Here is a 20,063-nt window from a genome sequence, read left to right as displayed (position 1 = left end):
CGCGCATGCTTGACGCCCGCCCGCCCTCGCGGCCACATTAGCAGCATGCCCCGCCCCTCCAAGATCCCGGTTCACCGCCCTTTTCGCATCGTTTTGACGGGCGGCCCTGGCGGCGGCAAGACGACAGCGGGCGATCTCTTCCGCCGTGAGATGGGCGAGCGCGTCGTCCTGGTGCCCGAAGCGGCTACGATGATGTTTGCCGGCGGCTTTCCGCGCGTCGCGCAGCCAGACGCCGTGCATGCGGCCCAGCGCGCCATTTATCACGTGCAGATTCATCTGGAAGAGGCGGTGATGGCGCAGCACCCCGACCGCATTTTGCTGTGTGACCGCGGCACCGTGGACGGGGCCGCCTACTGGCCGGGAGGCAGCGACGGCTTCTTTGAAGACATCGGCAGCACCCTGGAGCGCGAGCTTACGCGTTATGATGCGGTCATCTTCTTTGAGAGCGCCGCCTGCGGCCACATGAGCATTGAAGGAGGGAATCCTATCCGCAACGAATCGGTGGAACTGGCCGCCAAGCTCGATCACCGGCTGCGCGCGCTCTGGAGTCAGCACCCGAACTTCATTTTGGTGCCCCACAATGTATCCTTTTTTAAAAAGATCTCCTTTGGGCTGGCCATGCTGGATGACATTGTGACCAAGCTCAGCCGCAGGCGCGCGCGAAAGAAGCGTTGATCGAAGCGCCCGGCTGCGCGTAAGGACAGGTGCATGAACGTCGAACTCGTCAACACTGGCACCGAACTCCTTTTGGGGGACACCATCAACACGAACGCGGCCTGGATCGGCCAGCGGCTGGCGGCGCTGGGCATTCAGGTGGCGCGGCAGACGATCGTGCCGGACGGGGCGGTGATCCGCACGGCCATCGCTGAAGCAGCGCAGCGGGCGGATGTGGTGCTGGTGTCCGGCGGACTGGGACCCACGAATGACGACCTCACCCGTGAATCGACGGCCGAACTGCTGGGTCTCGAGATGGAGTTGAACGCCGAGGTGATGCAGCACCTGAGCGACTACTTTGCCAAACGTGGCAAGCCGGTGAGCCTGGCCACGCAGCGCCAGGCCATGGTGCCGCGCGGCGCGGAGGTGATGCCCAATCATTTTGGCACGGCTCCAGGCCTGTACTTCCCTGCAGAGCTCAGCGCGGCGCTGGGCTGGAATGCGCACATCTTCCTGCTGCCCGGCCCGCCACGCGAACTGAAGCCGATGGTGGAGAGCCAGGTGGAAACGCGCCTGCGCCAATGGCTGCCGGACGGGGATTCACGCCGCGTGCTGTATCTCAAAGTCACGGGCGTGGGAGAGTCCGACATCGTGGAGGCGGTGGAAAAGCAACTGGAGGCCATCGCGGGGCTGGATCTGGGCTACTGCATCCGCAATGGGGATGTGGACGTGCGTCTGGCGGGCCCGCAGGCCGCCGTGGACGCGGGCGCAGACGTGGTACGCGGGGCTTTGGGCGACTGCATTGTTTCGGAAAACCGCCGCATCATTGAAGAGGTGGTGGTGCAGCTTCTCAGCGAGCGTGGTGAATGGCTGGCCACGGCGGAGTCGTGCACCGGCGGCACCATTGCGAACCGCATCACGGATGTGAGCGGTGCCTCGCGTGTGTTTGGCCATGGCTGGGTGACGTATGCAAATGAGGCGAAGGAGAAGCATCTCGGGGTGCCGATGGAGCTGATCGAAACGCATGGCGCGGTGAGCGAGGAAGTGGCCCGCGCTATGGCGGAAGGAGCGCTGAAAAACAGCGGTGCCGACCATGCTTTGGCCGTCACGGGAATCGCGGGGCCCACGGGCGGCACGCAGGAAAAGCCGGTGGGCACCGTGTGGATCGCGCTGGCGACAAAGGGGGCTGAGACGTGGGCGCAGAAGAAGTTTTCACCGGGATCGCGGGATCGGTTCAAGCTGCTGACTTCGCAGGCGGCGCTGGACATGCTGCGGCGGCGGATGCTGAGGATTGCGCTGAGATGACATGCGCTCATGGCACGCGCTTTCCAGAGCGAGCTAAAGCTCGCGAGTACTTTAACGGGCGGCTTTCACCTGGTCCCACACCTTGCTGTACTTCGCCAGATCGGGGCCTAGGTCTTCGATGACTTCGCATCTGGCCTGCAGCTCGGCGGGGATGGTGATGGCGGGGTTTTTAAGGAACTCGGCGCTGACTTTGGCCAGGGCGGGTTTGTTGGGGCAGTAGTAGCCCATCCACTCCATGTTTTCGGCGGCGATGGCGGGATCGAGCACGAAGTTGATGAAGGCGTGGGCGAGGGCGGGCTGCCTGGCAGCTTTGGGGATGACCATTTCATCGCAACCGATGGTGACGCCTTCGCGGGGAATCATGATTTCGACCTTGGGATTTTCCATCTGCACCTGAAACAGGTCGCCGCTGTAGCCATGCACGAGGAGGAATTCGGCGGAGTCGATGCCGGACTTGTAGCCTTCGTTGTCGAAGCGGGCGATGTTCTTTTTCCAGCGGATGAGGACGTCGCGCGCGGCGGCGAGCTGGGCGTCATCGCGGGTGTTGATGCTGTGGCCCAGGGACTTGAGCGCGGCGCCGATGCTTTCGCGCATGTCATCCAGCAGGGTCATGCGACCGGCGAAAGCGTCGCGGTCAAACATGGCCCAGGTGGCGTCAGCAGCCTGGCCCTTCATCTTGTCCTTGCGCACCGCGATGCAGGCATAAGCGACCGTGTAGGGCACGCTGTGCTCCATGGTTTTATCCATCACCTTGGAGAGGGCGGCGGGATCGATGTTCGGCAGATTGGGAATGAGCTTGTGATCCAGCGGCGCGAGCATGCCCTGCGCCTGCATGACCTGGATCATGTAGGCGGTGGGAAAGACGATGTCATAGCCGGTGGCGCCTGCCTTGACCTTCGCAAACATGCTTTCGTTCGAGTCGAAGGTGTCGATGACCACCCTGCAATGCTGCTGCTGCTCGAATTTTTTCACCACCTCAGGGCTGATGTAGTCAGCCCAGGTGTAGAGATGCAGGGTCTCGGCCCGCACACTGAGGGTGAAACAGACCAGGCTGAAGAGCAACGCGCAGCGCCTCATGGCCGGATGGAAAGATGATGATCAGGCCGCCACCGGCTGGCGCAGCGGAATGCGCTGCACCCGGCGGAAAGCGGCTTCGGTGTTGTAAGCCGCCAGAAGCAGCAGGCTGAAAGCGAGGTCACTCATGAGCGAATTGCGCAGGAACCACCAGGAGGGGAGGTGCCCTGGCTCGCCGGTGGTGAGGGCCTGGACCCAGCCCGCGAGATCCTTTGAATAGGCGGAGACGGGATTGCTGAACCAGGAGACGGTGTTGGTGATGAGGTAAAAGGCCAGGGAGCAGCCGGCCACGCCCAGCAGGCTGCCGAGCAGGCCCGTCTGCCCACGCCAGCGGCTGGCCAGCAGGGCGGCGATGGCAAAGCAGGGGTACACCGCCAGCGCCTCCCAGTGCAGCACGGACTTCACGCCTGTGGCGGAGGCATCAATGGCCATGAGCAGCAGCGGGATGAGCAGGAAGGAGACGCGCTTGGAAAAGACCAGCGTGCCGGTGAAGGCCAGCGCCATCCATGGAGTGAAGTTTTCCAGCACCTCAAGGGTGACGTAACCTTTCAGCTTGGCCCAGCGAAACGCGGCGGCGGCGATCAGCAGCACGAGCGGCAGCAGGAAGGCACGGGAGGGAGAACGGGAGTCGGGGGAGGTCATGGGGGGAAGATGCAGGGGCTGGGGCTCAAGGCAAGGAGAGCGGCCAGGCATTTATGATTTACGATTTATGATTTATGATTTATGATTTGGACGGGAGGCGGCTGCCGACTGGGGAAGCTGTCAATTCGCTAGGCGAGGCCTTTTTTTCGCAGGAAAGGCACCAGCTCGTCCACGCCGAAATCGGCCAGGACTTCGCCGTCCCAGTCCATGGTGGGGGCCTTGCTCTGGCCGCTGAGGTCCATCATGGCCTGCATGGCCTCACGATTGCCGGAGACCGTGACGAGCTCATAATCAATGTGGCGGGCGTCGAGATACTCGGTGACTTCCTCGCACCACGGGCAGCCGGTTTTGACGTAAACGATGGGTTTGACCATGGGCTCATGATGCGTGAAAGCCGGCGCAGGGCAAGTGATGCATGCGTGATTCGCGGTTGACCACCCCCCTGCCCTGCTTAGAATCCATGCGCTGTTTTCAGAGCGAATTCATTCAGTGCTCCGAAGCCCGTCCCTTTGAACGCCAACTCCCCATGCGCCATCTTCGACCCCAGACTGCGCAGCAGGAACCGTTCCAGCGGATGGAACGCCCGAAAGAAATCTCCAGCGTGCTGCAAGAGTGCGCTGGTGTGACTTTTGAGCCGGCAGGGCCCATGCGGCCCGGCTTTGAAAACCGCAGCAGCCCGTGGTGGTGCTGTGGCAGGCCGCAGGTGCGGCCCGCCGCGTGCCGCGGACCCGTGGAAGAGGCAAGCCGCCCGTTCCCGCCCGCCGCCCCCTCCAGCATCCCGGCCCTGCTCGCACCCGCAACCCACCCCTACGAAAACTCAGAACATGTCCGACTACCCCAATCGCAATGGCGGAGGCAACCGCCGCCGCAACCGCAACCGCTCACGTGGCCCCCGTCCTGAAGGCCCACGCCCCACCCGTGAAGGAAACCGCGAAACCCGCAACGCCCCTTCGTTCTTCCAGAAAATCCTGGGCTTCTTCGGCCTCGGCCAGTCCAAGGCGAAGAGCCGCCCGCAGGCGGAACGCAGCAGCTCCGTCCCCCGCTCCACCAATGACAATCCGCGCCCGCAGCGCGAACCCCGCCAGCGCCGCGAAGCTCCTGCCGCGGTGAATCCGGCGGACATCACCACGGACCGCCTCTACGTCGGCAATCTGTCTTACGACGCCACGGAAAGCGATCTGTTTGAACTCTTCAACGGCGTCGGCGCGGTGAAAAATGCCGAGGTCGTGGTCAACAGCCGCACGCAGCGCTCCAAGGGTTTCGCCTTTGTGACCATGGGCAGCGTGGAGGAAGCCCGCCGCGCGGTGCAGGAACTCAGCGGCAAGGATTTCATGGGCCGCCCGCTGCAGCTCAGCGGCGCCAAGCCCAACACCCGGGGCAGCGATGACTCCGGCGCGCCCTCTCCTGAAGAAGCTCAGGCCGCCTGAGTCTTTCATTCACTACGCCCGCAGGTTCCCGACGGACCTGCGGGCTTTTTTTTGCGCGCGGTGCAGAAATCCTGCAACACGGTGAACAAAAGCGCCGCGTCCTCCTTCCAACATATCAAACCAACCATGCCATCCCCCATTCTACTCGACCGGGAACCGGAACCCGGGACAGTGACGACCAGCGCCCCCGTCACCCAAGCCTCTCCGGCAGAGATCCATGCCGACGAAAAATTCTGCAATCAACTGGAGGACCGCGCGCTTCTGGGCGGCCCGAACCGGCGTCTGCGTGACCTGCAACTGCTCTACAGCGTGGCGAAGGATTTCATTCTGGGCTTTCGCGCCCTGCACTTTGTGGGGCCATGCATCACCGTGTTTGGCTCCGCCCGCTTTCAGGAGAACCATCCCTACTACAAACTGGCGCGGGACATGGGCAGGGCCATTGCGGAGATGGGCTTCACCGTCCTGACAGGCGGCGGCCCTGGAATCATGGAAGCTGCGAATCGTGGCGCAAAAGATGCTGGAGGACGGAGTGTCGGCTGCAACATCCGGCTTCCTTTCGAGCAAATTCACAACCCCTATCTCGACCGCTGGGTGACCATGGAGCATTTCTTTGTGCGCAAGACGCTGCTGATCAAATACAGCTATGGCTTCGTCATCATGCCGGGGGGCTTTGGCACCATGGACGAGATGTTTGAGGCGCTGACGCTGATCCAGACCAAGAAGCTCAAGAGCTTCCCCATTGTCATCATGGGCAGTGATTTCTGGCCGGAGATGCGCCATTTCATGGACCACATGCTCAAAGGGGCCACCATCAGCCCGGAGGATCTGGACCTGATCAAGTGGACCGACTCCGTGGACGAGGCGGTGGCCCACCTGCAGGACAAGGCCGTGAAGCAGTTCGGCCTGCGCCGTCATCACATTCCCGCGAGCAGCACGCTGCTGGGAGAAAAGCCGCTTGAAGGCGCGCATTGAAACTCCACACTGCCTGCCCCCGCATGTCCGACCACACGCTCATCCTCTCCAACGGCCTGAAGCTGGGCTATTGCGAGTATGGCGATCCGCGCGGGGAGGTGGCCTTCTACTTTCACGGCTGGCCTTCGTCACGGGTGCAGGGCTCGCTGTTTCATGAGCATGCCAAAAAACATGGCATGCGCCTCATCTGCCCTGACCGCCCCGGCATCGGCCTGTCTGACTTTCAGCCCGGCCGCGGCCTGGCCGACTGGCCGGAGACGCTCACCCAGCTGGCCGCACATGTGGGTGCGGACAACTACCACGTCATCGGCTGGTCTGGCGGCGGCCCCTACGTGCTGGTGACGGCGCTGGCACTGCCGAAGCGCCTGCTCTCCGCCAGCATCATCTGCGGTGCGCCTCCGCTGAAGTTTCTGGGAGACCGCGAGATGTTCTGGCTGTACCGCTTCATGATCCAACTGCGGCATTTCTTTCCCACGATTCTCGGCGCGGTGCTGCGCCTGGGCGGAATGACGGCGAAGGGAAACCCGGAAAAAGCCCCGCTGCGCTGGCTCATGAAACTGCTGGGCACCGAAGACCGCCGTGTGCTGCTGCAGCCCGGCATTTATGATGTGGTGCGGGACGCCACCCTCGGGGCGCTGGACCGCGGCGCACGCAGCGTCATCGCCGATGCGGACATCTACCTCAGCGAATGGGGCTTTGAAGTCAGCCAGATCAATTTCCCCATCCGCTTCTGGCACGGCAAGCAGGACCGCAACATTGCCTGGACCTACACGCAGCAGATCGCGCAGCTCATCCCCCAGGCGGAAACTCACTGGTCTGAAACCGACGGCCACTACTCCCTGCCCATCACACACGCGGAGCGGATCATCACCGCCGCGCTGCAGAAGGAAGCGCCGGGGCTGAAGGTGGCGTAACGGGAGCCGGTCATTGCCGCTTTTCTGCGGCGGAGCTTCCAGAGCCGGTTAAAAACCGGCGCTCCCAGTATTGTCTTGCGGGATTTACCCCTGCTTCGGCAGCAGGATCGGAATGCCGTCATCAATGACAAATACCCGCGTGCCGTCCTCCGTGGCCAGGGCCGCGGTGACTTGATTCATGGCGCATTCCTCCGGTGTGGCGCGCCGCAGGGGCTGGTGCGTGTCCGGGCAGCGCATCAGGGGGAGAAAATCATCGAGCCAGTCGGTTTCGCTTTGCATCAGTATTCAGCCATGGTGGGGTCGATCTCACGTGCCCAGGCGATGATGCCGCCCGAGATGTTCCAGACATTTTCAAAGCCGTGTTCGCGCAGTTTGCTGACGGCGCGCGCGCTGCGGCCGCCGCTTTTGCAGTGGACGAGAATGCGCTTGTCGCGGGGAAGTTCGGCCGTGCGGTTTTCGAGTTCGCCGAGGGGAATGAGCACCGAGCCCTCAATGCGGGAAATGCTCTGCTCGTGCGGCTCGCGTACATCCAGCAGGAAATGATTGTCTCCGGCATCGCGGAGCTGTTTGAGTTCGTGAACGGTCATGGTGGGAACATCTGGAGCAGCCTGCGCGGCGGGAATGCCGCAGAAGCCCTGGTAGTCGATGGGTTCGGTGATGGTGGGGTGGTCGCCGCAAACGGGGCAGGCCGGGTCGCGGCGCAGGTTCAGCGTGCGGAAGCGCATGCTCAGGGTGTCCACATGCAGCAGCTTGCCCAGCAGTGGCTGGCCGGTGCCGGTGATGATCTTGATGGCCTCCAGCGCCTGCAGAGTGCCGATCAGACCCGGCAGCACACCCAGCACTCCACCCTCCGCACAGGAAGGCACCAGCCCCGGCGGCGGCGGCTGCGGGCACATGCAGCGGTAGCAGGGCGCGCCCAGATGCGGGGCAAAAACACCCACCTGGCCATCAAAGCGCAGGATGCTGCCATAGACGTTCGGTTTGCGCAGCCACACGGCCACGTCATTGCTCAGGTAGCGCGTGGGGAAATTGTCCGTGCCATCAATGATGACGTCATAGTCTGCCGCCATGCGCTTGGCGTTCGCTGCGGTGAACAGCTCGGGGTAAACCTGGATATCCACGTGCGGATTGATGTCCGCCAGCCGGTCACGCGCGGCTTCGAGCTTTTTGCGGCCCAGGTCTTTTTGTCCGAAGAGAATCTGGCGCTGCAGATTGGTGATCTCCACCACATCCGCGTCCACCAGGCCCAGTCCGCCGATGCCCGCCGCCGCCAGATACATCGTGATGGGCGAGCCCAGCCCCCCTGCCCCGATGCACAGTACCCGGGCGGCCTTCAGCTTGCGCTGGCCCTCGATCCCAAATTCGGGAATCGCCAGGTGGCGCGCGTAGCGGCGCAGTTCGTCAGGGTTGAGGTCAGGCATGAGCCCCCACCATGGCATGCAGAATCGCCAGTGCAATGATCCAGCGGTTGCGATGATGCCTCAGGCGCATACACTCTCCCTTGTCATGCCTGATTGGACTCCCCCAACCCAAGTCAATCTGGTCGATCTGGGCTTCATGGACTCGCGTTCGAAGCTCATCGACCTCGCCGCCTTCCTCGACCGCGTCCAGCGTGCCGGCCAGGACGGCGACTTTCGTGTCCAGGCCCTGAAAAACGCCCTGGCCCTCCTCGCTCAGGAGCAGCCGCACCGTGCCAAAGAGGTGCTGTTGAGCTTTAGTGACCCTAGTACGGAGCCGATCGCGAAAGCGACGATGCAAGGAGCCATCGGAGCGTTCAAAGGCTGAACTTGAAACTTTAAACCTGAAACTTGGAACTGCGACTGGATGAACTACATCGAACCCCACGGCCACATGGTCAGCCGTACCACGGATGACTACGAGCGCATGGCCATCGCTGGCTGCCAGGCCATTTGCGAGCCCGCGTTTTGGGCCGGCTTTGACCGCGCCAGCGCCGACGGCTTCTATGACTACTTCCGGCAGATCACCGAATATGAGCCGAAGCGTGCGGCAAAGTTTGGCATCCAGCATTACTGCTGGCTGTGCATCAATCCGAAGGAGGCGGAGGATTTGGAACTGGCGGACGATGTGATTGCACTGATCCCCCAGTTCATCGACAAGCCCGGCGTGCTCGGCATCGGCGAGATCGGCCTGAACAAGAACAGCCGCAACGAGCTGAAAATCTTCGAGCAGCATGTGCAGGTGGCGCAGGACCACGACGCGCTGGTGCTCATCCACACGCCGCATCTGGAGGACAAGCTCAAGGGCACGCGCCTCATCGTCGATGCGCTGAAAAACTTCCCCAAGATCAAGCCGGAGCGGGTGATCATTGACCATGTGGAGGAGCACACGATTGACTATGTGCTGGACCACGGTTTCTGGGCCGGCATCACGCTGTACCCCGAGAGCAAATGCACGCCGAACCGGGCGATCGACATGCTGGAGCAGCGCCACGCCGAACGCATCTGGATGAACAGCGCCTGCGACTGGGGCGTTAGCGACCCCCTGGCCGTGCCGAAAACCATGCAGGCCATGCGGCAGCGGGGATGGAGCAGCGAGATGATCCAGCGCGTGGCGTGGGATAATCCTCGGGCGTTTATGGGGCAGTGCGGGAAGTTTAAGCTGTGAGGTGAATGGCTGCTGGTTATTTACCCTTTCGATCTGGCTCTGACTGCCAGCCTCGTTCTCGTCATCCGTTCTCGCATGCCGCCTTCTTTTAAAAACACCTGCTCCAGTGCCTTGATCTGCCTCCCCAGCAGGTAATGCGCGACCTTCACGAGTCCGAGCATCACATTTGCAGCGATCTCCGGCTCTTCGCTTTCGATGCCTTTTTGGAAGTCCGCATAGGTCGTTCCCGGCAGCCGGTTCAGCTCACGCAAGCGTCGCGCATAGCGGTGTGCAGCGGGCCATTCTAACAGGCCTCGTGTCCGCAGGAAATCCTGATAGTCTTCCTTCAGTTCGCCCTGACTGTGGCGGGCTGCGTTCGTTAGATTGATCTCCATCTCCTTGGACGTGCCGGAAGCCTCGCTTCCCTCCACGATGTTCTGCTTTCCAGATCGCGCCGCCTGCACCATCTGATCAACCGTCCTGTCTCCGTATTTGGGCAGCCATTTTCTCGTGAAGAACACGGTCCCATCAAACACAATCAGAGCCTTCTGGTAAGAAAGCAGCTTCTCATAGCCACCATGCGGCGGGAGGAAACCTGGAGAGTCATCAGGGGGCATGAGAAGGACAGAAAAGACAAAAAAGACTTAAAGGACAAGACCAAACTTCGCATGGCCTTCGTCCTTTTTGTCCTTTAAGTCCTTTCTGTCCTTTCTCCATTGCCTGTCTCCACTCCCGCTCCTCGAATGACCGCCCCCAATCCCGACACCATCGCCCTCATTGCTGGAAACGGCATCTACCCGGAAACCTTCGTGGTGGCGGCACGTCGCGCCGGAGTCAAAAAGCTGGTGGCGGCGGCCTTCATCAATGAGACGAAGCCGGAGCTGGCGGCCATGGTGGATGCCATCGAGTGGTTCCGCGTGGGGCAGCTCGGGAAGATGATCTCCTTTTTCAAAAAGCAGGGCGTGACGCAGACGGTGATGGTCGGGCAGATCGCGCCGAAGAACCTCTTCGACCTGCGCCCGGACTTCCGCACGCTCATCATGATGGCAAAGCTCAAGCAGCGGAATGCCGAGACGCTGTTTGGCGGCATCGCCAAGGAGCTGGAGAAGGATGGCATCACCCTGCTGCCAGCGACTACGTTTCTAGAAGACCTCATGCCCAAGGCGGGGCACGTGGCGGGACCCCAGGTCAAGAAGCGGCGGCAGGAGGACGCGGAATACGGTTTCAAGATCGCCAAGGAGAGCAGCCGGCTGGACATCGGCCAGACGGTGGTGGTGAAAAACGGCACCGTTCTCGCGGTGGAGGCCTTTGAGGGCACCAATGAGGCGGTCAAACGCGGGGGCGCCCTGGGGCGCGGCGGGGCGACGATGGTCAAGGTCTCCAAGCCGGATCAGGACATGCGCTTTGACGTACCCGTGGTGGGCCCGGAGACGATCCGGACGGCGGCGGGAGCCGGGGTGGATGTGATCGCGGTGGAGGCAGGCATGACTCTGCTTCTGGGGAAAGACGAGGTTTTCCGGCTCTGCCAGGAGGCCAAAGTGACCCTGCTGGCGCTGGCGTAGGTTTTCCCATACGCACGCCACCGCCTCTCGGACGGCACGATTCTTGTCTCGTATTTCAGACTGCGTTCCGGTTTAATACTGGCGGATAGCGGGATTATTCCGCTGTTCACATAACATAATAAACCAAACGATAGATAAAACACATAACATGAAAACGAAAAGAAAACACGCCTTCACTCTGATCGAGTTGTTGGTGGTGATCACGATCATCGCGATTCTCGCGGGATTGGCCGTTCCCACCTACAACGTGATTCAGAGGATGGCCAATCAGACCAGCGGCGTCAACAACGCCAGACAGATCATCGCCTCGATGAAGCTGTTCGCGAAGGACCATAACAGCCAGTACCCCGACTCAGTGCCCAACCCGCTGACCGGCAGCCCGGCCCAGAACGCGAATGACGCCTTCCGCTTCCTGATCCAGGAAAAGATAGTGGCCGATGAGCGCATCTTTGGCTGCCCCGCCGGATTCAATCCGGATGGCAGCATCGGTCAGGGTCCCAACTACGCCACTGCGTTGATGCCGGGTGAAAACCACTGGGCCATCACGGCCAACCAGACGGACGCCACGGCGGGCAGCATGCCCCTCGTGTATGAAAACCCCGCCATCCCGAGCTGGCCGCCGCAGTGGAATGCGAGTGTGGCAGGTCAGGTCACTCCTGGCCGCACCTGGTACGGTGGCAAGATCATCATTGGTCGCAATGATGGCAGCGTCACCGTCGAAACTCTGGCAGACACCAAAGGCATGGTGGGTCCCAAAATGATGGCCGGCGGGGTCAACCTGTTCACGCAGGCCTCCGAGGGAGTCGCGCAGCGCGTCCTTCCTGTGGTTTTCGGCAATGGCGTGCCGACTTACAGAGGCACACCTCCCATTGATCCCCTCCCGCCTCCAGCGCCTCCATCTCCTGAACGCGCTCCTGGTGGCTTGCCGGTTTCGCCCCTGGCCCAGCAATAATCCAGCCTGAGATGATACTCCACGGCCGCCGGATGCCCTGCATCCGGCGGCTTTTTGATGATTGGGTTTGCACGCGCGACCTCCGCTTTCCAGGCATCTTCCGGCCCCCACCTTTTTTCTCGCCTTCCTGCGGCTATTTTCCTCTAATCACACGTCAATTATTTAATTGCGACACCGGCAGAACACCCACCCCACCAACAAAAAAACATACACTCCCATGAAAACGAAACGCAACCCCGCCTTCACTCTGATCGAGCTGCTGGTGGCCATCACGATTATCGCCATTCTCGCGGGCTTGGCTGTGCCTGCCTACACCACCATGGTCCAGGTTCAGGAATTTCAGATGAAAGGGGTCAACAACTGCAAGCAAATCATCCTCTCGCTAAAGATGTTCTCCAAAGACCACAACAGCCTTTATCCAGACTCTGTGGAAAACCCTGTGACAGGAATCCCCATGGCACAGAACGCCAATGACGCCTTCCGCTTCCTGATCCAGGAGCAGATCGTGACCGATGAGCGCATCTTCGGCTGCCCTCTCGGATACAATCCAGACAATAACATCGGCCGGGCCCCAGACTATGGCAATGCCCTGATGCCCGGTGAAAACCACTGGTCCCTGACTGCCGGCCAGAAGGACACATCGGTGGGCAGCATGCCCCTGGTGTTTGAAAATCCTGCCTCCATCGCCTGGCCACCGCAGTGGAATGCTGACGTCGCGGGCCAGATCCAGCCCGGTCGCACCTGGCCAGGCAGCCAGATCATCATCGGTCGCAACGACGGCAGCGTCGCTGTCGAAGCTTTGGCTGGCGACAAAGGCAAGGTCGGTCCGAAAGTCATGCCCGGAGGACTCGACATTTTCACCCAGGCCTCGCAGGGGCTGCCGGAGCGAGTCCTGCCTGTGGTTCTTGGCGAGGCCCCGTAATCATGGAGCTGGAGTCAGTGCCACCAGCCTGCCCACCTTCCACCGGCCTTGCGGGTATGCCCTATGCTTCACCGGCTCCCGCTTGGTCGGCCTCCCCCACCACTGCTCCAGGAAGCCTGCAGACACTCCACGCAGCCAGCCGGTCTCCCTACGGAGCCGGTTTGTGCTTTGGATGCCTTTATTTTTTTCTCGCATTTCCGCACCCGGTTGGGTCTAATCAGCGGTGTACCGATTAATTCCGGTCTCCGCATAACATCATAACCAACCCATAAAAAAACATACGCATCCAATGAAAACGAAACGAAAAAACCACGCCTTCACTCTGATCGAGCTGCTGGTGGTGATCACGATCATCGCCATTCTCGCGAGCCTGGCCGTGCCCGCCTTCACCATGGTCCAGACGCAGGGAAACCAGATGAAAGGTGTCAACAACTGCAAGCAGATCATCATGTCGCTCAAGCAGTTCTCCAAGGACAACAACAGCCAGTATCCTGACTCGGTGCCCAACCCCCTCACGGGCAGCACCGCCCAGAACGCCAATGACGCCTTCCGCTTCATGATCCAGGAGCAGATCGTGACCGACGAGCGCATCTTCGGCTGCCCCGCCGGCTACAACCCGGACAACAACATCGGCCAGCCGCCGAACTACGCTCAGGCCCTCCTTCCCGGTGAAAACCACTGGGCGATGACGGCCGGCCAGACCGACACCACCCCGGGCAACATGCCCGTCGTCTTTGAAAATCCGGCCTCCATCGGCTGGCCTCCGCAGTGGAATGCGGACCTGGCAGGCCAGGTCAAGCCCGGCCGCACCTGGACCGGTGGCGCCGTGATCATCGGCCGCAATGACGGCAGCGTGGCGGTGGAAAAACTCAGCGGCAAGCGCGGCATGGTGGGCCCGAAAATCATGACAGGCGGCATGGACGCCTTCACCCAGGCTGCCAACAACATCCCCCAGCGCATTCTGCCGGTGGTGTTTGGCGGTGCTGAAATGATGAACGGTGGTGCGGGTGGTTATGGCGGCGGCTACCCCGGCCAGGCCCCGGCTCCCTTCGGTGCCCAGCCAGGCATGCCACCTCCCTCCCCCTACGGAGTGCCTCCTGCCGCACCTGGCGCCCCGGCCCCTGGCGGCCTGCCGCCTTCCCAGCTCGGCCAGTAAGCCAAGCGTGAGAGAATCAATGCCGCCGGATGAGTCTCATCCGGCGGTTTTTTTTTGCGTTTTGCGCCGAAGGTTTGCGGGCAAACCACTTGACCCTTTCCCGGCATCTTCGATTACTGTACCGCTGCTGAACTTGGCTGGATGTCCCTGCGCATCCCGCCCCCTCTCCCCCCGAATCACATGCCGACTTTCCCCCTTCCTCGCCATGCTTTCAAGCGCCTGTTTTTTGGTGTTTGCCGGGCTGCGGTGGCGGTGTTCCTGCTGACGAGCACAGCCCAGGCCTTTGACACCGTCATTCTTGATCCCGGCCACGGCGCGCACGACCGCGGCGCCGCCATCGGCTACGTGTATGAAAAGCACCTGGCCCTGGACACCGCCCGCCGCGTGGAGCAGCTCCTCAGACGGGAGGGCCTCAAGGTCATCATGTCTCGCAGCCGGGACGTCTTCATTCCCCTGCAGGACCGCTCCGCGCTGGGCAACAGCCGCGGCAACGCCATCTTCGTCAGCATCCACTACAACTACAACCGCGGCGGCAGTGGTGCCGGCGCGGAGTCTTACTACCACTTTTCCTCCAGCTATATGCTGGCGGCCTACATCCAGGCCTATCTGGTGCAGCGCACGGGCATGACGAACCGCGGCGTGAAGAGCGCGAACTTTCACGTCATCCGCGCCACCACCAAGAACCCCGCCGTGCTCATTGAGTGCGGATTCGTCAGCAATTCCACCGAACGCGCCCGCATGCTGACGGGCGAGTTCCGCGCCAAGATCGCCGAAGGCATCGCCCAGGGCATCATCGCTTTCAGGAAGTCGAAGTAAGACCACGCGCAGTTGAAAATGAGTCTGTCCAGGATCCGCAGCAGAGAGTCTTCTTCGGATGGAAAATGCCATGCAGACGCAGGTGTCGTAGGACGGTCGTGGCGAAGCCCGCCCGTCTGTGAGCGTACGGCAAACATCCTGGCGTATGAATGTCCTCGCAGCCGGGCGGTTTGGCGGAGGATGTGACAGAGCATGAGAAAGCCTTTGCCGCCAAACACGACCGCCCTACGGCCGGAGCGCCGTGTTGTTCGCCTGAGTGACCTGCCTGCCGCCGCAGGAATGCAGACCTGTTTTCAAAGACGCTTGGGTCTATAGCGGTTCGCAAAACTCATTTCCGTTTAGCGGGCTGTTTCTTGATCGCGGATCATGGGCTTCGACGGCGGCTGGCTGAGGACAGCCAGCCCTACCTGCGCTGGGCACTCGCATGCCTGCAGCGAGGTAGAAAGGCTGGTCCTCCAGCCTCCGCCGAACGTCTCCACGCGCCGCTGACCGGAAATCCGTTTTGGAAAACGCTATAAGCCCCCCTGTCTTGTTCAAAACAGAGCGAGGCTGCCCCCCAAAGGGTGCGCCCAGCAGGAGCGAGTGAGTGCCGAGCTGGCCAGGCCCCTGTCTTCTTCCTCCTCACCCGGGCTTCACCACGCCACCGCCTTCAGCCTCCATCGCCGCCTCGGCCTGAGCTGTTTCTGGTGGCTGGGCCGGAGCACGACGGACGATGCCCAGCTGCACCGCCGCACAAGAGGCGATCTTAAGCAGGAAAAAGAACTGGGAGATCAGCGCCGCCACCATGCAGGCCGCATAGCCCAGATTGATCAATGGCACGTGGGTGGACAGCCAGAAATTGGTGATCAGCACGGCCTGAAGCTGCTGCATCGTGTCCGCGCCCTCGGAGGCCTCAAACTGGATGGCCAGGAACATGCAGGCTGTTCCAGCCACGCCGCAGACCAGCAGGCCCAGGCCCTTCCGCGTGATCAGTTCCGCAACGAGGCCAAACAGCGCGCATGCAGCCCCGATGAAGAGGATCGTCTCATAAAGCGTGGTGATCGGCGGGCGCTGCATGATGATGCAGCGGACTGTGACACCCATCACTGCATATGCGGTCGCCACAACCAACAGCCCCACGGCGATGAATTTAATCCCCAGCACAATCTTCCTGCCAAGCTTTGCCACAAAGCCTGACAAGACGTCTTCCTTGGGCGCCCAGCCGCCCAGCAGCACAAGCAGCCCCAGCAGCAGCAGGGTGGCCTGACTGCTCCAGTAGGCATAGATCTTGGGCCAGGTGCCGTCAGTGAAGCCATAGGCATGCAGGCCAACGCCCAGCTGGTTCACACCGAACCAGGAGAAAACCACGATGCAGCCCAGCACCAGATTGCAGCTATGCAGGCCCGTCTCGCGAATGTAACCGCCCAGGCGCGCATGGAGGATGATCAGGCACATCAGCACGATCATGAGCGCGCCGTTTTCCTTCGGGTCCCAGCCCCAGAAGCGGCCCCAGCTGTAGTTCGCCCAGATGCCGCCGAGAATGGTGCCCACCAGCGAGAGAAACAACCCCGCGCAGATGAAGCCGTACGCGATGCGCGTCATGAGAGAAGCACTGGGAATGAAGCTCAGCACCGCAAACACCAGGCCGCCCAGAAAGAACCACTGCGCATAGAAGAAGTAGTCCGTGCGCAGATAACTTCGCTCCAGCGCCACATGCTCGTCCGCGTGGATGGCGGCGGCCGCCGCTTGAATCTTGGTCAGCAGCGTCTGCGCGGCAGTCTTAAATTTGGCCGCGTCCGGCAGCGCCAGATAGACATCCTCATACAGGCCCAGCCACGCCAGCTGCTCCGGGGGGACGGCCCTGCCTGTTTTGAAGGCGGTGAAGATGATCTCTCCCGGGCCGTGCCAGACCTTGCTGTTTTCGCCGGGTGCCGGAGGAAAAATGCGGAGCGTCTGCTCCGAGTTTCCGCTCATGATGGCGTTCAGGGCGGTCTGGCTGACCGCACTGAACCAGGGAGGAGGCTCCGTCCGGGCGCCGCTGCGCAGGGCGGCCACGATTTCCTGCGCGGCCTTGACCACTGTATTCAGGCTCTTCGAGTACCGCACGGGCTGCTGCAGACCGGCAGGCACCTCCTCCAGCTTTCCACCCAGAGGGGAGCGGACGAAGTCGAAATGCCCGAGCATCATTTCATAGTCGAGGAAGCTCAAGGCCAGCTGCACGAGCATGCGCTGCTCCGGCGCCTGCTGCTTGGGCGGAATGCTTCGGTACTCGTCCATCTTTTGCATCAGCAGGTCACGCGCGGGCTCGATCTCCGCAAAGGAGTACTGGTCCCGCTTGGCACGGGCCGTGAGGCCCAGCTCCGTGATCGCGGAGGAATTGTCCACCTTGAACAGGGGCACCAGCCTGCCGATGTCGGGGCGGAACCAGCTCATCAGCAGCCACTCGGTGGAGGATAGCTTCACCTTCTTGCCATCGGTGTGCGTGATGGGCTTCTGCGTGGCGGGATCAATGAGCGGCTTGCCGTCCATCTCACCGTTCTCTGTCAGCCACAGGCTGGCGCGGGCGCGGAAGCTCCGCAGGCGGTTCATGGCCACGGCTTCCAGCGGCTTGATACGGCCGGACTCCTGCACCGGGATGAGGGAGAAAATGTCCGTGACCTCCTTGTTCTGGAACAGCTCCAGCGGCGGGAGTTCGGCGGCGTGGAGACGCCCGCTGGCGGCAAGAAGGATGAGAAAGGCAAGGCGAAAAAGAGGCATGACAGTCGGCAAGGTTTGGGGGCTTACAGGAGCTTCCACATCGCGAGGGCGAAGGCGGCATTGAAGGCAAGAGTGAATCCGATGGCGAAGCGCCAGGGCTCCGTCTTGATGAAGCGCGCCAGCATCATGAGGAAATGCAGCAGCAGCCCTTCCGCCACCACCACGCAGGAGATGAGCGGCCAGTGGTCGGCGGGATTTTCCACGATCTGGAAACCGCTGCTCTTCACGCCGGTGCCGTCCTCCATGCCGTCGCCAAAGGTGCTCTGAAACACGGCGTAGCCTCCGCCGCGCACGGGCTCGTTCATGGTAACCATGCGTTTTTCCTCGTGGCCGTTGGTGATTTTTGTGACCCAGCTCGTGAAGCGCCGGGCACGCTCCGTGCCGGGATGTTTCTCGGCCTCCGTCTTGTCCAGCCGCACGGCAAAGGGCAGGCGGTAGGTGCGGTGCTTCAGATTGATGAGGTATTTCTGCCCCTCCACCGTCACGGTCCACGGTGCCGCCGCAATCTCCCACAGAATGCCCTTCTGCTCGGAGCCATCCTTGGCCTTCACCGTGGCCAGGCAGGCGCTGAAGAGCTTTTCATCCTCGATCGCCTGGCCGGTTTTGGGATCGATCAGGGGCCGTTCCTGCACGAAATAACCGTCCACCGCATCGCCACGATCATCGGTGACGCGGCGTGGCTCGGCGTGGCGCTTCCACTGGCTGATGGTGAGCTCAAACGGGAGGCTCGCGTGCGTGAAGGTGCGCCTGGCGGCGGCCCCGCCCAGGTCTGTGAAAGAGGCCTCGTCGATCACCAGCGCCTCACGCTTTGCGTCCGCGCTCGCGGGCACTTTTTCGATTTCGATCACACGCTCGTGGAAGCTCTGGAACTCATCGCTCACCTGCCCTTCGGACAGGCTGAGAATGCCCTCCTTCGCAAAGTGATAGGTGACCGCGCCGGAGGCGATCATGAACAAAATGGCAAAGTGGGAGATGATGACACCGATGGTCTTGGGGGACTTGCGGACACGAACGATGCCGCCCAGCAGAAGATTGACAAACAGCACCGCCATCAGGGTATAACCACCGGGGAGGATGAAGAGAGGCAGCTCGAACTTCCCAATATCCTTCACGGCCAGCGCGCGCAGGCAGGCGGCCACGTCAATGCGGTCCACAAAGAAGGACTCAAAGTACCGTGCCTGACTGACCACCAGGCCGTGCTCCGCCTGCTCCAGCGTGCCCAGAAAAGTGATGAGCAGCAGCAGCGACAGCACCGTTGTGGCCAGGCCAAAGCTGCAGAGAAAGGCGAAGATTTTCGCGGGAAGAGATGGAGATGGTGAAGTCACGGATGGAAGAAAAAGGATAAGCGTCAGTCGAATCTGACGGTGCGGCTGGCATGCATGGAACGTCTTCCCGAGGTGTAGGAGCCCTTCTCCGCCAGACGGGCCGCCCGCCTGCAGCCCAGGTAAAAGAAGACGCCGCCGCTCAGAAGCAAAACGGCGGCGAGCATCTGCCAGCCCTGCCAGCCTTCGATGCCCGGCAGAAACTGCAGCAGCATGCCGGCGACCATGCACATGCCGCCTGTGCAGATACGAATTCCAGGACGCATGACGGGTGGCTGGCTCACGGTTGTTTCATCATGGCGGCGTTCGGCTTGATCGACTGGCAGAAAGCGTCGAACGCGGCGGCGTTTTGCTCCACCAGCGCCTTGGGGCCGGTGAGCTTCACGAAGATGGTGGCCTGGTCGGCGGAATGAATGAGGCCGAGCATGCGGTAGCCGGTTCTGGCCTCCGTGGCACCAAAGCCCTTGAAGTCGCCATCAAAGGCCACGAATGAGGCCTCGCGGTTGAAGAAGGGCTTCTTCGGCAGGCTGGCGATTTCCTCCGCCGTATAGGGCGGCTGGCCCATCTGCGTGCGCCAGCGGTTCACGTTCGCCTCCAGCCCCCCTCCAGATCCTGGCATCAGCGAGATGTAGCACTCCCCTTCCTGATTCGGTCCAAACCGGAGGTCCAGCAGGCGCATGCCCATCGGGTCGGGTGTCGTTGACTCCGTCCACCCTTCAGGAATGGTCCAGGTGAGCAGATCGCGAAAGCTGGGCCGCTGCGCGGGTTCCTCCCTTGCGTCATCATAAAACCGGGTGGCGCTGGAGATGTCCGCATGCGGCTTGGGTGCGTATTTGGAGATCTCCCGTGACTCGGTGATGGCTTCACGCTCCTGCGCAGGCTTGCAGGAGACCATGAGAAAACTGCACGCCAGAAGCGCGCAGGATGGTTGGAGAAATGTCATCGACAGGGAACGCATGAGGGGACGGAATGATTAGCAGCATCCTGGACGAATGCCACGACGAT

22 protein-coding genes are annotated in these 20,063 nt (G+C 61.7%); 12 read left to right on the top strand and 10 right to left on the bottom strand.

From position 1 onward, the window contains the following. Window positions 1-45: 45 nt before the first annotated feature. Window positions 46-675, top strand: coding sequence for an AAA family ATPase (locus ACILSQ_RS20665; RefSeq protein WP_395745554.1), 630 nt, complete (start codon window positions 46-48; stop codon window positions 673-675). 33 nt (window positions 676-708) lie between these two features. After that, entirely contained in the window at window positions 709-1,959 is a 1,251-nt protein-coding gene (locus tag ACILSQ_RS20660; RefSeq protein WP_395745553.1) for a competence/damage-inducible protein A, read from the top strand. Between the two features lie 51 nt (window positions 1,960-2,010). Here ACILSQ_RS20660 and ACILSQ_RS20655 read toward each other — a convergent pair whose 3' ends face one another. The 3 genes from ACILSQ_RS20655 to ACILSQ_RS20645 form a co-directional block, all read right to left on the bottom strand. After that, window positions 2,011-3,036: a spermidine/putrescine ABC transporter substrate-binding protein gene (locus ACILSQ_RS20655; RefSeq protein ID WP_395745552.1), complete on the bottom strand. Its 1,026-nt coding sequence runs from the start codon at window positions 3,034-3,036 to the stop codon at window positions 2,011-2,013. Between the two features lie 21 nt (window positions 3,037-3,057). Beyond that, window positions 3,058-3,675 carry a DUF6580 family putative transport protein gene (locus ACILSQ_RS20650; RefSeq protein WP_395745551.1) on the bottom strand — a complete coding sequence of 206 codons (618 nt, stop codon included), beginning with the start codon at window positions 3,673-3,675 and terminating at the stop codon, window positions 3,058-3,060. A 128-nt stretch (window positions 3,676-3,803) separates the two neighbouring features. Beyond that, window positions 3,804-4,049: a glutaredoxin family protein gene (locus ACILSQ_RS20645; protein WP_395745550.1), complete on the bottom strand. Its 246-nt coding sequence runs from the start codon at window positions 4,047-4,049 to the stop codon at window positions 3,804-3,806. 450 nt (window positions 4,050-4,499) lie between these two features. On the opposite strand from ACILSQ_RS20645, the gene ACILSQ_RS20640 reads away from it, so the two are divergent. The 3 genes from ACILSQ_RS20640 to ACILSQ_RS20630 all read left to right on the top strand — a co-directional run bounded on the left by ACILSQ_RS20640 (window position 4,500) and on the right by ACILSQ_RS20630 (window position 6,988). After that, a complete protein-coding gene (locus ACILSQ_RS20640) occupies window positions 4,500-5,102 on the top strand; it encodes an RNA recognition motif domain-containing protein (RefSeq protein ID WP_395745549.1) in 603 nt (200 codons plus the stop codon). A gap of 126 nt (window positions 5,103-5,228) precedes the next feature. Beyond that, window positions 5,229-6,074: a TIGR00730 family Rossman fold protein gene (locus ACILSQ_RS20635; RefSeq protein WP_395745548.1), complete on the top strand. Its 846-nt coding sequence runs from the start codon at window positions 5,229-5,231 to the stop codon at window positions 6,072-6,074. A 23-nt stretch (window positions 6,075-6,097) separates the two neighbouring features. Next, window positions 6,098-6,988 carry an alpha/beta fold hydrolase gene (locus ACILSQ_RS20630; protein ID WP_395745547.1) on the top strand — a complete coding sequence of 297 codons (891 nt, stop codon included), beginning with the start codon at window positions 6,098-6,100 and terminating at the stop codon, window positions 6,986-6,988. Window positions 6,989-7,072: 84 nt separating this feature from the next. On the opposite strand, the gene ACILSQ_RS20625 is transcribed toward ACILSQ_RS20630, so the two are convergent. Then, window positions 7,073-7,267: a hypothetical protein gene (locus ACILSQ_RS20625; protein WP_395745546.1), complete on the bottom strand. Its 195-nt coding sequence runs from the start codon at window positions 7,265-7,267 to the stop codon at window positions 7,073-7,075. Continuing rightward, entirely contained in the window at window positions 7,267-8,409 is a 1,143-nt protein-coding gene (gene moeB, locus ACILSQ_RS20620) for a molybdopterin-synthase adenylyltransferase MoeB (RefSeq protein WP_395745545.1), read from the bottom strand. Before moeB ends, ACILSQ_RS20625 begins: the two co-directional genes overlap by 1 nt. 85 nt (window positions 8,410-8,494) lie before the next feature. Between moeB and ACILSQ_RS20615 the strand changes: the two genes are divergently transcribed. Together ACILSQ_RS20615 and ACILSQ_RS20610 are read left to right on the top strand one after the other, a co-directional pair. After that, window positions 8,495-8,773 (top strand): hypothetical protein, encoded by a 279-nt coding sequence (locus ACILSQ_RS20615; RefSeq protein WP_395745544.1) that lies wholly within the window; start codon window positions 8,495-8,497, stop codon window positions 8,771-8,773. A gap of 39 nt (window positions 8,774-8,812) precedes the next feature. Next, complete coding sequence (locus ACILSQ_RS20610; RefSeq protein ID WP_395745543.1) at window positions 8,813-9,613, top strand: TatD family hydrolase; 801 nt, start codon at window positions 8,813-8,815, stop codon at window positions 9,611-9,613. Between the two features lie 20 nt (window positions 9,614-9,633). Here ACILSQ_RS20610 and ACILSQ_RS20605 read toward each other — a convergent pair whose 3' ends face one another. After that, a complete protein-coding gene (locus ACILSQ_RS20605; protein ID WP_395745542.1) occupies window positions 9,634-10,209 on the bottom strand; it encodes a four helix bundle suffix domain-containing protein in 576 nt (191 codons plus the stop codon). Window positions 10,210-10,335: 126 nt separating this feature from the next. On the opposite strand from ACILSQ_RS20605, the gene ACILSQ_RS20600 reads away from it, so the two are divergent. The 5 genes from ACILSQ_RS20600 to ACILSQ_RS20580 all read left to right on the top strand — a co-directional run bounded on the left by ACILSQ_RS20600 (window position 10,336) and on the right by ACILSQ_RS20580 (window position 15,000). Further along, the gene (locus ACILSQ_RS20600) at window positions 10,336-11,154 is read left to right on the top strand and encodes an LpxI family protein (RefSeq protein ID WP_395745541.1); all 819 of its coding nucleotides are present in this window, start codon (window positions 10,336-10,338) and stop codon (window positions 11,152-11,154) included. A gap of 148 nt (window positions 11,155-11,302) precedes the next feature. Continuing rightward, window positions 11,303-12,106: a type II secretion system protein gene (locus tag ACILSQ_RS20595; RefSeq protein WP_395745540.1), complete on the top strand. Its 804-nt coding sequence runs from the start codon at window positions 11,303-11,305 to the stop codon at window positions 12,104-12,106. A 217-nt stretch (window positions 12,107-12,323) separates the two neighbouring features. Further along, a complete protein-coding gene (locus ACILSQ_RS20590) occupies window positions 12,324-13,028 on the top strand; it encodes a type II secretion system protein (protein ID WP_395745539.1) in 705 nt (234 codons plus the stop codon). 289 nt (window positions 13,029-13,317) lie between these two features. Further along, window positions 13,318-14,184, top strand: a complete 867-nt coding sequence (locus ACILSQ_RS20585; protein ID WP_395745538.1) for a type II secretion system protein — start codon at window positions 13,318-13,320, stop codon at window positions 14,182-14,184. 180 nt (window positions 14,185-14,364) lie between these two features. Then, window positions 14,365-15,000, top strand: coding sequence for an N-acetylmuramoyl-L-alanine amidase (locus tag ACILSQ_RS20580; protein WP_395745537.1), 636 nt, complete (start codon window positions 14,365-14,367; stop codon window positions 14,998-15,000). Between the two features lie 621 nt (window positions 15,001-15,621). Here the strand turns inward: ACILSQ_RS20580 and ccsA are convergent. Genes ccsA through ACILSQ_RS20560 form a run of 4 tightly spaced genes read right to left on the bottom strand, consistent with a single transcriptional unit; the run spans window position 15,622 to window position 19,953 of the window. Further along, on the bottom strand, window positions 15,622-17,736 hold the full coding sequence (gene ccsA, locus ACILSQ_RS20575; RefSeq protein WP_395745536.1) for a cytochrome c biogenesis protein CcsA: 2,115 nt from the start codon (window positions 17,734-17,736) through the stop codon (window positions 15,622-15,624). Between the two features lie 23 nt (window positions 17,737-17,759). Then, window positions 17,760-19,061 (bottom strand): cytochrome c biogenesis protein ResB, encoded by a 1,302-nt coding sequence (locus tag ACILSQ_RS20570; protein ID WP_395745535.1) that lies wholly within the window; start codon window positions 19,059-19,061, stop codon window positions 17,760-17,762. A 23-nt stretch (window positions 19,062-19,084) separates the two neighbouring features. Next, window positions 19,085-19,324, bottom strand: coding sequence for a hypothetical protein (locus tag ACILSQ_RS20565; RefSeq protein ID WP_395745534.1), 240 nt, complete (start codon window positions 19,322-19,324; stop codon window positions 19,085-19,087). A 14-nt stretch (window positions 19,325-19,338) separates the two neighbouring features. Beyond that, window positions 19,339-19,953 carry a hypothetical protein gene (locus ACILSQ_RS20560; protein WP_395745533.1) on the bottom strand — a complete coding sequence of 205 codons (615 nt, stop codon included), beginning with the start codon at window positions 19,951-19,953 and terminating at the stop codon, window positions 19,339-19,341. Between the last annotated feature and the right edge of the window lie 110 nt (window positions 19,954-20,063).

It is taken from the genome of Prosthecobacter sp., assembly GCF_044227185.1.
GTDB lineage: Bacteria > Verrucomicrobiota > Verrucomicrobiia > Verrucomicrobiales > Verrucomicrobiaceae > Prosthecobacter.
Note: the sequence above shows the minus strand (reverse complement) of the source record. Positions and strands in the feature narration are given on the sequence as shown.

Bases quoted from the DNA above. Each gene is read 5' to 3' on its own strand.
- ccsA (WP_395745536.1), bottom strand. From the start codon at position 17,736: ATGCCTCTTTTTCGCCTTGCCTTTCTCATCCTTCTTGCCGCCAGCGGG.
- ACILSQ_RS20625 (WP_395745546.1), bottom strand. From the start codon at position 7,267: ATGCAAAGCGAAACCGACTGGCTCGATGATTTTCTCCCCCTGATGCGC.
- ACILSQ_RS20630 (WP_395745547.1), top strand. From the start codon at position 6,098: ATGTCCGACCACACGCTCATCCTCTCCAACGGCCTGAAGCTGGGCTAT.
- ACILSQ_RS20565 (WP_395745534.1), bottom strand. From the start codon at position 19,324: ATGCGTCCTGGAATTCGTATCTGCACAGGCGGCATGTGCATGGTCGCC.
- ACILSQ_RS20650 (WP_395745551.1), bottom strand. From the start codon at position 3,675: ATGACCTCCCCCGACTCCCGTTCTCCCTCCCGTGCCTTCCTGCTGCCG.
- ACILSQ_RS20655 (WP_395745552.1), bottom strand. From the start codon at position 3,036: ATGAGGCGCTGCGCGTTGCTCTTCAGCCTGGTCTGTTTCACCCTCAGT.
- ACILSQ_RS20610 (WP_395745543.1), top strand. From the start codon at position 8,813: ATGAACTACATCGAACCCCACGGCCACATGGTCAGCCGTACCACGGAT.
- ACILSQ_RS20635 (WP_395745548.1), top strand. From the start codon at position 5,229: ATGCCATCCCCCATTCTACTCGACCGGGAACCGGAACCCGGGACAGTG.
- ACILSQ_RS20595 (WP_395745540.1), top strand. From the start codon at position 11,303: ATGAAAACGAAAAGAAAACACGCCTTCACTCTGATCGAGTTGTTGGTG.
- ACILSQ_RS20580 (WP_395745537.1), top strand. From the start codon at position 14,365: ATGCCGACTTTCCCCCTTCCTCGCCATGCTTTCAAGCGCCTGTTTTTT.
- moeB (WP_395745545.1), bottom strand. From the start codon at position 8,409: ATGCCTGACCTCAACCCTGACGAACTGCGCCGCTACGCGCGCCACCTG.
- ACILSQ_RS20615 (WP_395745544.1), top strand. From the start codon at position 8,495: ATGCCTGATTGGACTCCCCCAACCCAAGTCAATCTGGTCGATCTGGGC.
- ACILSQ_RS20600 (WP_395745541.1), top strand. From the start codon at position 10,336: ATGACCGCCCCCAATCCCGACACCATCGCCCTCATTGCTGGAAACGGC.
- ACILSQ_RS20585 (WP_395745538.1), top strand. From the start codon at position 13,318: ATGAAAACGAAACGAAAAAACCACGCCTTCACTCTGATCGAGCTGCTG.
- ACILSQ_RS20665 (WP_395745554.1), top strand. From the start codon at position 46: ATGCCCCGCCCCTCCAAGATCCCGGTTCACCGCCCTTTTCGCATCGTT.
- ACILSQ_RS20660 (WP_395745553.1), top strand. From the start codon at position 709: ATGAACGTCGAACTCGTCAACACTGGCACCGAACTCCTTTTGGGGGAC.
- ACILSQ_RS20560 (WP_395745533.1), bottom strand. From the start codon at position 19,953: ATGGTCTCCTGCAAGCCTGCGCAGGAGCGTGAAGCCATCACCGAGTCA.
- ACILSQ_RS20590 (WP_395745539.1), top strand. From the start codon at position 12,324: ATGAAAACGAAACGCAACCCCGCCTTCACTCTGATCGAGCTGCTGGTG.
- ACILSQ_RS20645 (WP_395745550.1), bottom strand. From the start codon at position 4,049: ATGGTCAAACCCATCGTTTACGTCAAAACCGGCTGCCCGTGGTGCGAG.
- ACILSQ_RS20640 (WP_395745549.1), top strand. From the start codon at position 4,500: ATGTCCGACTACCCCAATCGCAATGGCGGAGGCAACCGCCGCCGCAAC.
- ACILSQ_RS20605 (WP_395745542.1), bottom strand. From the start codon at position 10,209: ATGCCCCCTGATGACTCTCCAGGTTTCCTCCCGCCGCATGGTGGCTAT.